The organism is Candidatus Borkfalkia ceftriaxoniphila (assembly GCF_004134775.1).
In the GTDB taxonomy this organism is placed as follows: domain Bacteria; phylum Bacillota; class Clostridia; order Christensenellales; family Borkfalkiaceae; genus Borkfalkia; species Borkfalkia ceftriaxoniphila.
This window is the reverse complement of record NZ_SDOZ01000003.1, coordinates 110025-123208: the sequence shown is the minus strand read 5'-3', so window position 1 is coordinate 123208 and position 13184 is coordinate 110025. Positions and strand designations below refer to the sequence as shown.

15 protein-coding genes and 1 other annotated feature are annotated in these 13184 nt (G+C 53.4%); of the genes, 13 read left to right on the top strand and 2 right to left on the bottom strand.

All coding sequences use genetic code 11. The annotated features are described in order from the left end of the window. Positions 1 to 16: 16 nt before the first annotated feature. Complete coding sequence (locus ESZ91_RS09225; protein WP_129226530.1) at positions 17 to 556, top strand: folate family ECF transporter S component; 540 nt, start codon at positions 17 to 19, stop codon at positions 554 to 556. Here the strand turns inward: ESZ91_RS09225 and ESZ91_RS09220 are convergent. Then, entirely contained in the window at positions 543 to 2045 is a 1503-nt protein-coding gene (locus ESZ91_RS09220; protein ID WP_161971122.1) for an oligosaccharide flippase family protein, read from the bottom strand. The two genes, ESZ91_RS09225 and ESZ91_RS09220, sit on opposite strands and share 14 nt — an antisense overlap. A 136-nt stretch (positions 2046 to 2181) precedes the next feature. Here ESZ91_RS09220 and ESZ91_RS09215 point away from each other — a divergent pair, with 136 nt between their 5' ends. The 11 genes from ESZ91_RS09215 to ESZ91_RS09165 all read left to right on the top strand — a co-directional run bounded on the left by ESZ91_RS09215 (position 2182) and on the right by ESZ91_RS09165 (position 10532). After that, positions 2182 to 2514, top strand: coding sequence for a LysM peptidoglycan-binding domain-containing protein (locus ESZ91_RS09215; protein WP_129226526.1), 333 nt, complete (start codon positions 2182 to 2184; stop codon positions 2512 to 2514). 77 nt (positions 2515 to 2591) lie between these two features. Next, a complete protein-coding gene (locus ESZ91_RS09210) occupies positions 2592 to 3263 on the top strand; it encodes a hypothetical protein (RefSeq protein ID WP_129226524.1) in 672 nt (223 codons plus the stop codon). Positions 3264 to 3328: 65 nt separating this feature from the next. Further along, entirely contained in the window at positions 3329 to 3511 is a 183-nt protein-coding gene (locus ESZ91_RS09205) for a hypothetical protein (RefSeq protein WP_129226522.1), read from the top strand. A 43-nt stretch (positions 3512 to 3554) separates the two neighbouring features. After that, complete coding sequence (locus ESZ91_RS09200) at positions 3555 to 4253, top strand: metallophosphoesterase (protein WP_129226520.1); 699 nt, start codon at positions 3555 to 3557, stop codon at positions 4251 to 4253. Positions 4254 to 4447: 194 nt separating this feature from the next. Further along, positions 4448 to 4990, top strand: a complete 543-nt coding sequence (pyrR, locus tag ESZ91_RS09195; protein ID WP_129226518.1) for a bifunctional pyr operon transcriptional regulator/uracil phosphoribosyltransferase PyrR — start codon at positions 4448 to 4450, stop codon at positions 4988 to 4990. A gap of 13 nt (positions 4991 to 5003) precedes the next feature. Continuing rightward, a complete protein-coding gene (locus tag ESZ91_RS09190; protein WP_129226516.1) occupies positions 5004 to 5933 on the top strand; it encodes an aspartate carbamoyltransferase catalytic subunit in 930 nt (309 codons plus the stop codon). Continuing rightward, positions 5930 to 7201: a dihydroorotase gene (locus tag ESZ91_RS09185; RefSeq protein WP_129226514.1), complete on the top strand. Its 1272-nt coding sequence runs from the start codon at positions 5930 to 5932 to the stop codon at positions 7199 to 7201. Before ESZ91_RS09190 ends, ESZ91_RS09185 begins: the two co-directional genes overlap by 4 nt. A gap of 10 nt (positions 7202 to 7211) precedes the next feature. Continuing rightward, on the top strand, positions 7212 to 7871 hold the full coding sequence (pyrE, locus tag ESZ91_RS09180; RefSeq protein ID WP_129226512.1) for an orotate phosphoribosyltransferase: 660 nt from the start codon (positions 7212 to 7214) through the stop codon (positions 7869 to 7871). 8 nt (positions 7872 to 7879) lie between these two features. Beyond that, on the top strand, positions 7880 to 8785 hold the full coding sequence (gene pyrF / locus ESZ91_RS09175; RefSeq protein WP_129226510.1) for an orotidine-5'-phosphate decarboxylase: 906 nt from the start codon (positions 7880 to 7882) through the stop codon (positions 8783 to 8785). 59 nt (positions 8786 to 8844) lie between these two features. After that, positions 8845 to 9618 (top strand): dihydroorotate dehydrogenase electron transfer subunit, encoded by a 774-nt coding sequence (locus tag ESZ91_RS09170; RefSeq protein ID WP_129226508.1) that lies wholly within the window; start codon positions 8845 to 8847, stop codon positions 9616 to 9618. Then, positions 9618 to 10532 (top strand): dihydroorotate dehydrogenase, encoded by a 915-nt coding sequence (locus ESZ91_RS09165; RefSeq protein ID WP_129226506.1) that lies wholly within the window; start codon positions 9618 to 9620, stop codon positions 10530 to 10532. The genes ESZ91_RS09170 and ESZ91_RS09165 overlap by 1 nt, the downstream gene beginning before the upstream one ends. 32 nt (positions 10533 to 10564) lie before the next feature. On the opposite strand, the gene ESZ91_RS09160 is transcribed toward ESZ91_RS09165, so the two are convergent. Further along, entirely contained in the window at positions 10565 to 11248 is a 684-nt protein-coding gene (locus ESZ91_RS09160) for a polysaccharide deacetylase family protein (protein ID WP_129226504.1), read from the bottom strand. A gap of 143 nt (positions 11249 to 11391) precedes the next feature. Continuing rightward, positions 11392 to 11634 (top strand) — a binding site (T-box leader). Between the two features lie 73 nt (positions 11635 to 11707). Between ESZ91_RS09160 and ESZ91_RS09155 the strand changes: the two genes are divergently transcribed. Beyond that, complete coding sequence (locus ESZ91_RS09155) at positions 11708 to 13093, top strand: TrpB-like pyridoxal phosphate-dependent enzyme (protein ID WP_129226502.1); 1386 nt, start codon at positions 11708 to 11710, stop codon at positions 13091 to 13093. Positions 13094 to 13184 lie beyond the last annotated feature (91 nt).

Sequence of the window (13184 nt, the reverse complement as noted above, 5' to 3'; positions counted from 1 at the left end):
CAGGAGGTTTTTTTTCATGTTCACAAAAACTTTTATCGGGCTTTCTTCGGGTAAGAAGATCGCCTACCTCGCGGTTTTTTCCGCGGTGATGGTGTTGGTTAACGCATTCTCTCTGGATGTTTCCCCCTCGTTCAAAATTTCGTTTACCGCCGCGGCCGCCTTTATCACGGGCGCGATGTTCGGTCCCGTGGGCGGCTTTTCCGTCTGTTTCGTGGGCGATCTGATCGGCTGTCTCATCGCGGGGCAAGCGCCAAATCCTTTGATCATGCTCGCTACGGGCATGCTCGGATTGATTCCCGGCTGTATCATGACGTACATCAAAGGCTTTTTCTACTTGAAAGCGATTTTAAGTTTCGCTCTCTGCCTTTTGATTTGCACGGCGGGCATCAATACTTTTGCGATTTATTTCTATTATTCTTCGCGTTCGGTATCCTATTTTTCCTATATGTTTTCCCGTCTTCCCATGCAGAGCGCGGTAATGGCGGTTAACTGCGCTGCGGGTATCGTTTTGGCAAAAGTTTTGAACCGCACCAAAATCGGGTTCAAGATTTCTTAAAGATGGTTTTCAGCCATTTGGGGTCGAGTGTGCCGATGGCAAGATAGAAAAGGATGCTCGCGCCCACGGTTACGGCCGCGCAAACGCCTATCAGTAGGTAGAGCGGCAGGTAGTTGACGAGCAGATTGCGAAGCAGTACGCCCAATAAAATGATCGGCAGGATCCCGGCCAGAGTAAGGAGAGTGTGTTTGAGAAAACGCACTTTTTCTTTACACTTTTTTATGATGAGTATGAGATTGAGCGCGCTGGAAATGATGCCGCTCGCCGCCATTCCGACGAACAGCGCGTACACGCCGATGACGGAGGGCAGAAAATAAGTGCATAAAAGCGACGCCGCCGCGCTGACGAAAAAGTAGATGCAGGTATATTTTTCATAGCCGAGAGAGTTCAATATGCTCGTCGTGATCATTGTGAAACTCATGGGCAGCAGGACGAACGAGGCGTTTCGGATGATCTCGCCGCTCTTGGCGTCGGAAAAGAGAAAGACGCCCATATCTTCGCCCGTGACGAATAGAAAGGGGATGAGGATCGCCGCGATCAGCACGGTGACTTTCAGCGCTTTTTCGATGTTGTCGCGCAGTTTCGCGTGCCGTGAATTATAAAAATTTTCGGCAAGTTCTGGCACGATGACGAGGGAAAGCGAGCCGATCAGCGTCGCGGGAATGGAGAGAATGGGCATGCTCATGCCCATCGCCACGCCCAGTTCGCTCATCGCCTGCTGGGAGGTGAAGCCTGCGGCGATCAGCCTTGCGGGCAGCAGGAGGGAGATGACCGAATTGATGAGAGAGTTCGAAGTGCGCATTCCCGTGATCGGCAGCGCGGAGTGCAAAAGCGGTCTGAACTGCGAACGCGGGTTTTTCAGCCTGCCGCCCTTGACGAAAAAGTAGACGAAGGAAATGGAAAAGGAAAAAAGATAAGAGATGATGATGGCGAACGCCGCGCGCTGGGCGCCGTCCAGAACGCTGGTCATATTCGTCACGAGCAATACGCCCGCTACGATCATCACGATCTCTTCGATCAGATCGATCACGCAGTAGGGCATGAACTGTTTATTTCCCCAGAACACGCCGCGGATGACCGAATATATCGAGTTAAAGGTCAGGCTGGGCAATAAAATGAGAAAGATCGACATACAGCGCGCGTCGGAAAACAAAAAGTCGAACCATTTATGCCCGAAGAATAATATAATGAATACGGGAACGGAAAAAACCAGCGTGCTCACGATGGCCGCCGTAATGGTGGATTGCTCTGCATTCTTGTTTTTTTCCGCGCGGTGTTTCGTGATCAGCCGGGATACCGTAATGGGGATGCCCGAAGAGGCGGCTGTGATCAGTACCGCGAAGATGGAAAGGGCCAGTTGGTAGAGTCCCATTCCCTCCGAACCGAGGGTACGGGAGAGGATGATGCGGTACAGAAACCCCAAAAATTTTTCCACGACGGAAAAAACGGTAACATAGACGGCTGTTTGGTATATGTTGGCTTTACTCAAAATGTTACTCCAAAATTTGTCTTATTTCATTATATACGAATGAAAATTGGTTTATGATAAAGAAATTTGTCGAAGCCGCCGTCATAATCGCGGCGCTCGGCGCATATTTTAGGTGACAGAATAAAAAGGGGTGAATATGGTCACACTGCAAAAATCCCCCCTTCCCCGCACGGGATTGTATCTGGTGCGAAGGGGACAGACGATCGGGCAGATCTCGGAATATTTCGGCTTGCCCGAACATATCGTAATATTCCGTAACAAATTGCAGGGAGAAGTAAAAGAGGGCGAAGCGCTCTTTCTCCCCGTAATTTCCGCGCGCGAATACAGGGCCGAAGTCGGCGACACCATCGAGGGGATATGCCGCAGATTTTCCGTATCGCGGGAACAATTCGACGCGCTCAACGGCATAGAATATCTCTGGCCGCGCATGCGCGTTTTGTTGCCCGCGGAGAGTAACAATTCAAAATAAGAATTCATATAGTGGAATATAAAGACTGTTTTTAAACAAAAGAGTTTTTTAAGTTTTAACAATTCGGAGGTCAGAAAATGTCATTTTTCTCAAATTTTCAGACGGATAAATGTCCCGGCCCGATTAACGGCAATCCGATGAACGGTCTTGCGGAAAAAGTTTGCGTGCAGGCGCAAAGAGTGTTCGACGCTTGTATCAAACAGGGGCAGAACGAGGGGTTGGTCTTGACTCTCAGCGATTTCACGCCCGCGAATCCTACATATCCTTTAACGTTTATCAGCGCGCGCAGTTCCTCCTCGCAAGGAACGGTCACTAACCTGCAGGTCGACAGGCTTCCCGATAAGGCAAACTGCGCGAGAGTGCAGGCGGTCGTGAATATTCCCATGGAAGTCATTTACACCGACGCCGCGGGTGTGGAAGGAAAGGCGCAGGCAGCCATCGCTGTGCCGCAGGACGTGATCCTGTTCGTGCCGCAGCCTTCTATCATGCCTTTCGAGGTGCAGAGCGTCGTCAGCGCCGTCGCGCCCGAGGGTACGTTCAATTCCGCGGACGGAACGTTTATCATCGATTGCTGTATTACGGTCATCTTAAAAGTGATCATCAATGTAGACTTGCTTTTGCCTTCGTACGGCTACTGCGTCATTCCTCCCGCTCAGGAATATACACAGGAAGTGTGCGCAGGGTTCTTCGAGTTGCCGCTCTATCCGCAGGGAACCGTTTCCAATAACTGCGGCTGCTGCAACAAGTAAGCAAACGAAAAAAGCCGGTATTACGATATCGGCTTTTTTTTATTTTTCAAAGGGGGAACCTGAAAATGTTCGAACGAAATTCGGAAAAACACGTCTGCCGCATCTGCGGCGCGGCGGTACAAAAAGACAAAAAAATCTGCGAATGCTGCGAAGAAAGTTTCGCGCTGTGCGATCTGGATAATCTGCTGAATACAAAAACGGCGGAGCCGAACGGGGAAAACCGCCGTCAAACGCTTTTAAAAAATTGAATAATATGGTAAAATAGACTGGAAAAAACAAAGTAGGTAATCGATGAAAGTATTCGCGGTCAGCGATCTGCATCTTCCCGGGCGGCAGAATAAACCGATGGACGTGTTCGGCGGCAACTGGACGGGGCATATCGATAAAATCAAAGAGGATTGGAAGAGCAAAGTCGGGGAAAACGACGTCGTGCTGATCGCGGGCGATCTGAGTTGGGCGATGTCTATGGAAGACGGACTTTCCGACCTTCGAACGCTCGTCGGGCTGCCGGGTAAAAAAGTTTTTATCAAAGGCAACCACGATTACTGGTGGTCGGGCATCACCGCGCTGCGTCGCGCCGCTCCGGACGACAGTTTTTTCTTTTTGCAGAACGACTGCGTGAAGTTCGAAGATCTCGTCGTCTGCGGCTCCCGCGGTTGGACGTGCCCGGGCAGTATGGATTTTACCGAAGCGGATAAAAAGATCTATCAGCGCGAGGGCGAACGGTTCAAACTCGTTTTCAACAGCGTAAAAAACGTGCGGGAGGAAGGGGACAGGCTGCTGTGCATGATCCATTATCCGCCCTTCAACGCCAAGCGGGAGGAAACGCTCTTTACCCAAGCGTTCGAGGAAAACGGTGTGGAAAAGGTCGTGTACGGGCATCTGCACGCGAGCGCGGGCAATTATCCGTTCGTATGCGAAAGGGGCGGTATTCGGTACTTTTTGACTTCCTGCGATCTTCTGGATTTTAAACTCACGCAAATTTATTGAGGCAGGCGCTTTACTTTGCGCCGCGTTTATGATATACTGATAAGCGATAAGACTGAACTTTAAAGATACGGTACGGGATGCCGCAAAGTTGGTTTTGAACTTGTGATTCCATGGGATGATTGGTTCCTCTGTTTGAAATGAGCCTGCGTATTCTGTACGCAGGCATTTTTTTATCGAAAAAAGGATTTTTGTATATGAAAGAAGAACGGCTGTTGATGGACGCGGCGGCGATCCGCCGTACGCTCACGCGCCTTTCCCACGAGATCGTGGAGAAAAACAAGGGAGCGGACAACCTCTGTCTTGTCGGGATCAAGCGGCGCGGCGAGATCATCGCGCGGCGCATTTGCGGACTGCTGGAAAGTTCGTACGGCGTCAGTCCCGATACGGCGGGCATCGATATCGGCATGTACCGCGACGATCTGGTAAGCGGCTTTTTCGTGCCCGACGCGAGCGTCAACGATCTGGGGTTTTCCATCGATAATAAGAGCGTGATCCTCTGCGACGACGTGCTCCATACGGGGCGCAGCGTGCGCGCGGCGATCGAGGCGCTCTTTGTCTTGGGGCGGCCCGCGAGTATCCGCCTTTTGGTGCTTGCCGACCGCGGCGGGCGGGAAATGCCCGTATGCGCGGATTTTGTCGGTAAAAATATCCCCACCGCGCGTTCGGAATTTCTGGACGTGGCGCTTGCGGAGATCGAGGGCGAAGACAGTCTGACGCTCCGCGGAAGAACATTGTAAAACAGGTGAAAATATGTTAGGAAAAGATTTGCTTGGGTTGTGCGACGCGAGCGCCGAGGATATCATGCTCATTCTCGACACAGCGGTCAATATGAAAAAACTTTTGACGCAGAATTTAAAGAAACTGCCGCACTTGCAGGGGCGCACGGTCACGACGCTCTTTTACGAAAACAGCACGCGCACGCGCGTTTCTTTCGAACTCGCCGCCAAATATCTGGGCGCGGGTACGGTGAACGTTTCCGCGTCGTCCAGTTCCGTGCAGAAGGGCGAAACGCTCATTGACACGGGCAAGACGCTGGACGCAATGAAGAACGACGTCATCGTGATCCGTCATCCCATGGGCGGCGCGCCGCACCTGCTCGCGAAAAACGTGCGGGCGAGCGTGATCAATGCGGGCGACGGCATGAACGAGCATCCCACGCAGGCGCTTTTAGATCTCTTTACCATGCGCGAAAAATTCGGTTCCGTCAAGGGACTGAAAGTGGCGATTTTGGGCGATATCAAGCATTCCCGCGTGGCGAAAAGCAATCTGTTCGGATTGACAAAACTGGGCGCGAAGGTGTATATGTACGCCCCCGCGACGCTCATTCCGCAGGGCATGGAACGCATGGGCGCGGTCATGGCGAAATCCCGCCGCGAGGCGATCGCGGGCGCGGACGTCGTGATGGGACTCAGGATCCAGTTGGAGCGTCAGCAGGGCGGGCTGTTTCCCTCCCTGTCCGAATACAACCGTTTTTACGGCGTGGACGGTTCCGAACTGAAATTCGCCGCGCCCGAACATATCGTCATGCACCCGGGGCCCGTCAACCGCGGCGTGGAACTGACTTCTTCCGTCATCGACGGGGATTCCAGCAAAATAACGGAACAGGTGCTGAACGGCGTGGCTGTCCGAATGGCTCTCTTGTTCCTTCTTGCCAGACAAAATAAGGAGGCGGCCAAATGAAAAAGATTCTCATCCGCGGCGGCAGTGCTGTATTTTCAGAGCAAACCAAGATCTGTGATATCCTCGTCGAGGGGGACCGCATCGCGAAGATCGCGGAACGTATCGACGACGAAAAAGCAGTGATCATCGACGCCGCGGGTCTGTACGTATTTCCCGCGCTCATCGATATGCATGTGCATCTGCGCGAACCCGGTTTCGAGTATAAAGAGGATATTGCCAGCGGCAGCGCGGCGGCGGTCAGGGGCGGTTTTTCGCAAGTTTGCTGTATGCCGAACACTTCTCCCGTCTGCGATAACGCGGCGATCGTGCGCTATATCGTCGAGCGTTCCAAAGAGGTAAATCTGGCGAAAGTGCGTCCGATCGGTTCCATCACCGTGGGCGAAAAGGGCGAGCAACTCGCGGAGATCGGCAAGATGAAGGAAGCGGGCGCCGTGGCGGTGAGCGACGACGGGCGGCCCGTTTCCAACGCGAAGATCATGCGCCTCGCCATCGAATACGCGTCCGATTTCGATTTGCTGTGCCTTTCGCACTGCGAAGACAAGGATCTTGTGGACGGCGGCGTCGTGAACGAGGGCTACAACAGCACTCTCGCGGGCTTGAAAGGCATTCCCCGCGCGGCGGAAGAAGTGATGATCGCGCGCGAGATCATTCTGGCGGAAACGCTGGGGCGCGCGGTGCATATCTGTCACGTTTCCACCAAGGGCGGCGTACAGATCATCCGCGAGGCGAAGGCGCGGGGCGTGCGCGTCACCGCGGAAACCTGCCCGCACTATTTCACTTTGACCGACGACGTGATCACTTCTTTCGATGCGAACACGAAAGTCAACCCGCCCATCCGCGAGGCGGAGGACTTGGCGGCGATCCGAGAGGGGCTTCGCGACGGCACGCTCGACTGCATCGTGACCGATCACGCGCCGCACCATGCCGACGAAAAGAACGTGGAATACAATCTCGCGGCGTTCGGTATCAGCGGCATCGAAACTTCCTTTGCGCTCTCTTATACCAATCTCGTCAAAACGGGCGTTCTTTCGCTCGGACAACTTGCCGAGCGCATGAGCGCCGCGCCCGCGCGCATTCTGCATCTGGAAGGGGGGGCGCTCGAAGAGGGCGGCGCGGCGGATATCATGATCGCCGATCTCGATAAAAAATACGCGATCGATCCCGCGAAATTTGTTTCCAAAGGCAAAAATACGCCGTTCGGCGGCGCCGAAGTGTACGGCGAAGTGCGCTATACGCTGGTAGACGGCGACGTGAAATACAGAGCGTAAGGAGATAATCATGACTTATAAACAGCAATTTATTCAATTTCTCGCCGAGTGCGGCGTGTTGAAATTCGGCACGTTCAAATTGAAGAGCGGCAGGATCGCTCCCTATTTTTTAAACAGCGGCGAATACAAGACGGGCGCGCAACTCAAAAAACTCGGGGAATTCTACGCCGACTGTATGCACGAAAACGGCTTGCAGGCTGACACACTGTTCGGACCCGCGTACAAAGGGGTCCCGCTGGCGCTTTCCGCCGCGCTCGCGCTCTATGAAAAATACGGGCAAAACGTCAATTTTTGTTTCGACCGCAAGGAAGTCAAAGACCACGGTGAGGGCGGTATGTTCGTGGGAAAACAGCCCGAGGATGGCGAAAAAATCGTCGTTATCGAGGACGTGATGACGTCGGGTAAAGCGCTCAAAGAAGTGCTTCCCAAATTGCAGGGCGCGGCAAAGGTAAACGTCGCAGGCATGGTCATCACGGTCGACCGCATGGAAAAGGGGCTTGGCAGCGAGCGTTCGGCGGTGCAGGAAGCCTATCTCGAACACGGCGTGAAAGTCTATTCCATCGTCAATATATTGGATATATTGCAGGCGATCGAAGAGGGCGTCATCGAGGGCAAAGAGCACGTGAGCGCTATCCGCGGCTATCTGAAAGAATACGGCGCGCAGTATTGAGGTATAACATGATCGATCGACTGATAGAAAAAATCAAACAGACGGACAATCCTTCCGTCGTGGGACTGGATACGAATTTCGATTATCTCCCCGACGAATTGCGGGCGGGCGTCGCGGATCTTCGCGGCGCGGCGCAGGCGATCGCCGAATTTAACCGTAACGTTATAGACAATATCTGCGATATCGTCCCCGCCGTCAAGGTGCAGATCGCCTATTACGAAATGTACGGCGTAGAGGGCATGAAGACTTTTGCCGAAACGCTCGCCTACGCGTCGAAAAAGGGAATGTACGTCATGACCGACGCCAAGCGCAATGACATCGGCGCGACCGCGGAATGCTACGCCAAGGCGTATCTGGGAAAGACTTTCGTAAACGGCGCGTCCGAAACGGCGTTCGATTCGGATTTTCTGACCGTCAACGGCTATCTCGGTTCCGACGGCATCGTTCCCTTTCTCAAATGGATGAAAGAGTGCGACAAAGGGATCTTCGTTCTCGTAAAGACTTCCAATCCTTCGAGCGGCGAATTGCAGGATATGCGGCTTTCGGACGGAAAAACGGTGTACGAATATATGGGGCAGTGGGTCGAGGCATGGGGCAAAAATTGCCGCGGCAAGTACGGCTATTCAGACGTCGGTGCGGTCGTGGGTGCTACGCATCCCGCGCAGGCGGAGATCTTGCGAAAACAAATGCCGCATACCTTTTTCCTGATCCCCGGTTACGGTGCGCAAGGGGGCACCGCGCGCGATCTGAAAGTGTGTTTCGATGCCGACGGAATGGGCGGCATCGTCAATTCTTCCCGCGGTATCCTCTGTGCGTATCGTCAGGAAAAGTATAACGGGAAGAGTTATTCCGAAGCGGCGCGGCTTGCGAGTATCGACATGAAAAACGACTTAAACCAAGCGATAAAGGGTTAAAATCGGGTTTTACAAAGTACTATGTCACACATAAACCGATGAATTGAAGGGAAATTAGCATGAAGGAACTCATTGTAAAAGTTTTGGAGAACGCGCCGCTTGCGGACGGGATCTATAAATTGAAGTTTTCGCTGCCCGAAAAAATGTGCTGTCTGCGCTGTGGAAAATTCGTCAATATTTCTGTGGGCGACAGCGCGCATTTGCTGCGCAGACCGCTTGCGATCTGCGAATACGACGAGAAGAGCGTGACTGTCTGTTACCAACTGAAAGGCAGCGGAACGAAGTCGCTCTCGAAAGTAAGGGCGGGCGAATCGCTTTCGTGCGTTCTGCCCCTCGGCAACGGGTTCACGCTCGAAGAAAACGAAAAGCGCATCGCTCTCGTCGGCGGCGGCGTGGGCGTATTCCCCATGATTTCCGTCCTTCGGGAATTTGAAAATTCCGACAAGCGCTTTTATTCTTATATGGGATTTCGCAATCGCGGCGCGGTCTGCATGGAAGAAACTTTCCGTGCATTGTCCGAAAAGTCCGAGATCGTCACGGACGACGGAAGTTACCAAAAGCGCGGCAACGCCGTTTCCGCTTTTTTTGACGATATCGGTAATGCAAAGCCCGATGTCATTTTATCCTGCGGCCCTGCGCCCATGCTGCGCGCGCTGAAAGCGGGGCTTTCGGAGCGCGGCTTGAAAATTCCCTGCTATGTTTCGCTGGAAGAGCGCATGGGATGCGGCATCGGCGCCTGCCTCGTTTGCGTATGCAAAAAGACGGGCGGCGCGGCAAACGCGCGCGTATGTAAGGACGGGCCTGTATTCGAGATCGGGGAGGTGGAGATCTGATGGCGGATCTGAAAGTCAATTTATGCGGCGTGGAATTTAAAAATCCCGTCATCGCCGCTTCGGGCACGTTCGGTTTCGGGAAAGAGTTCGACGCGCTGTACGATATCGGCGTGTTGGGCGGGATCAGCACCAAGGGACTGACGCTGGAAAAGCGGCTCGGCAACGCGGTACCGCGCATCGCTGAAGGAAGGAGCGTCATCTTAAATGCGGTCGGCTTGCAAAATCCGGGGCTGGACGCGTTTCTTGCCGAAGATCTGGATTTCTTGAAGAGTAAAAACACGGTAATCATCGCCAACGTGGCGGGTAAGACCGTCGAGGACTACGAAGAGATCTGCGCCCGTCTGGACGGAAAAGTCGATATGATAGAACTGAACATTTCCTGCCCCAACGTAAAATGCGGGGGGATGGCATTCGGTATCCGCCCCGAGAGCGTGTATACCGTCACGGCGGCGAGCAAAAAGAATCTGAAAAAGACGCCGCTGATCGTCAAACTTTCCCCCAACGTGGAAAGCATCGCCGCGAACGCCGCGGCGGCCGAAAAGGGCGGGGCGGACTGCGTTTCGCTCATCAATACGCTCACGGGCATGGCGATCGATCTGGAACGCCGCAGGCCGCTGCTCGCCAACAACACGGGCGGCGTTTCGGGCGCGGGGATCAAGCCGATCGCTCTTCGCATGGTGTACGAGGTTTCTAAGGCGGTTTCCGTTCCGATCATCGGCATGGGCGGGATCGTCAGCGCGGAGGACGCCCTCGAATTTATCGTGGCGGGCGCGAGCGCGGTACAGGTGGGTACGGCGAATTTTACCGACACGCTCGCCATGCCTAAGATCATCGAAGGCATGAACGCCTGGCTGGACGCGCACGGAATCGCGGGCGTGCAAGAACTTTGCGGCACGCTGAAAATGAACGGATGAGAAAACCCCTGCGGAATTTCCGCAGGGGTTATTTACAACAGTTCTTCCAACGTCAGAAAGGCGTAATCTCTTTCTTTGTAATAATCGATGATCATGGGCAGTGCGGCGACCGTGCTCTTATAGTTCACGCCGTCGTGCATCAAAAGTACGATCAAATCTCTATCGCAACCCGTTTCGACCGCGCCGTGGAACAGCGTGGCGGGCGCGGCGGTGCGCCGAAATGCGTCGCCCGTTTCCGCGTTCCAATCGAAAAACCTTAGCCCGCATTTTTCGGGCACCTTTTTCAATGCTTCGGAAACGGTGGAGGAGCCGCCCGGAAAACGATAGGTCTTGACCTCGTAATCGGGCAGAACTTCGGCGATGGATTTTTTGCATTCCAGAATGTCCTTTTCGAGCGATTCCGCCGAGGCGTATATCGATCGGTAATCGTGCGTTTGGGTATGAATGCCGATCGCGTTTCCGCTCTCGGCAATGCTTTTCAAAATTTCTTTGCGGGTGGAGATCTGCCTTCCCACGACAAAGAAGGTAGCGCATACGCCTTTTTCTTTGAGTACTGATAAAACTTTCGGTGTGGTGGAGTCGGTCGGGCCGTCGTCGAACGTGAGGTAAACGGCCTTTTGCGTCGTCACATCCGCCGTCGTCGCGCAGCACGGAAAGGGCAGGCACAGGCATAAACAGAACAGAACGTTTAAAACGCGTGGTAAAAAGTTTTTCATATCAACAGTTTCGGCATTTTTTCAAAAAGGATAACAGATTTTAAAAATAAATTTTTATAATAGAGAAATCGGACGAAAATCCCGCAAAAAAAATTGCAAAAAAATTCTTGACATTTCCGAAACGGCGTGGTATGATGTAGAAAAATAAACCGATGAGGTAAAGTAGTAATACGCTGTTACAAACTTTTCAGAGAGCCTTTGGCGGTGGGATAAAGGCAGTTTGATGCGATATGAATGGATTACCGAGGGCGGATGCGAACGAACGGTTCAAGTAGTGTCCGACGTGGCTTTCACGTTACAGAAAGAGGGTATGACAGTACCTGTTCGGAGGCTGCGCCGAAAAGCGCGGTGAAATTGGGTGGCAACACGGTTTATTCGTCCCAAGCGAATTTGACCGTGTTTATTTTTACCTTTTTTTCGGAACGGGGCAAAAAAATAATGAAAAAGGAGAACAAAACCATGAAAAACACCAACATCCCTTACAAGATCTATCTGTCCGAAAACGAGATGCCCAAACAATGGTACAACGTAAAGGCGTTTATGAAAAATCCACATCCGCCTTTTTTGAATCCCGCGACGCTGCAGCCGTGTACCAAAGACGATTTGCGTCCCGTATTCTGCGACGACTGTATCGACCAGGAACTCAACGATACCGACGCTTACATCGATATTCCCGAAGATATTCGGAGTTTTTACAAAACTTTCCGTCCCTCGCCGCTGGTCCGCGCGTATTTTCTGGAAAAGATCCTCGATACGCCCGCCGAGATCTATTATAAGTTCGAAGGCAACAACACTTCCGGCTCGCACAAACTTAACTCCGCGGCGGCGCAGGCGTATTACGCGAAAAAACAGGGGTTAAAGTCCATCACGACCGAAACGGGCGCAGGCCAGTGGGGCACGGCGCTCTCGATGGCGGCGGCATTCTACGGCATCGATCTGACCGTGTATATGGTCAAAGTTTCCAGCGAACAGAAACCTTACCGCAAGGAAGTCATCCGCACCTACGGGGCGAACGTCATTCCTTCTCCCTCCGATACCACCGAGGCGGGCCGTAAAATTCTGGCGGAGCATCCCGGCACGGGCGGCTCGCTCGGCTGCGCCATCAGCGAGGCGGTGGAACAGGCGGTCAAGTCCGATTCCTGCCGCTACGTTCTCGGCAGCGTGCTCGATCACGTGCTTTTGCATCAGTCCGTCATCGGTCTGGAAAGTAAGATCGCTCTGGATAAATACGGAGTGCGGCCCGACACGATCATCGGCTGCATCGGAGGCGGCTCCAACTTCGGCGGACTGGTCGCGCCGTTTATGGGCGATAAACTGCAGGGGAAAAATGAGATCGATTTTATCGGCGTGGAACCTGCCAGCTGTCCTTCGCTCACGCGCGGAAAATTCGTCTACGACTTCTGCGACAGCGCCAGGACGACGCCGCTCGCAAAAATGTACACGCTCGGCTGCGGTTTCATGCCCTCGCCCAATCATGCGGGCGGACTGCGCTATCACGGTATGAGCCCCATCGTTTCCCAACTCTATCACGACGGTTATATGCGCGCCGTGTCCGTCAGGCAGAGCGAGGTGTTCGACGCGGCGGTCATGTTCGCCAAGTGCGAGGGGATCCTTCCCGCGCCCGAATCCAGCCACGCCATCCGCGTCGCCATCGACGAGGCGCTGGAATGCAAAAAGACGGGTAAAAAGAAGACGATCCTCTTCGGGCTCACGGGCACGGGCTACTTCGATCTTGCGGCTTATAAGCAGTACAACGATAAGACGATGACCGACACGATTCCTACGGACGAAGACTTGGCGCAGGGCTTTGCGACCATTCCCGATATTCCGCAGAATCGGGCGTAAAAATGCCGCTTTACCGTTTACAAAGCGGAAACGAAATGCTATAATAGAACGGAGAACGTTGAACTGTTCTCCGTTTTTCAGCAGGAGGGAG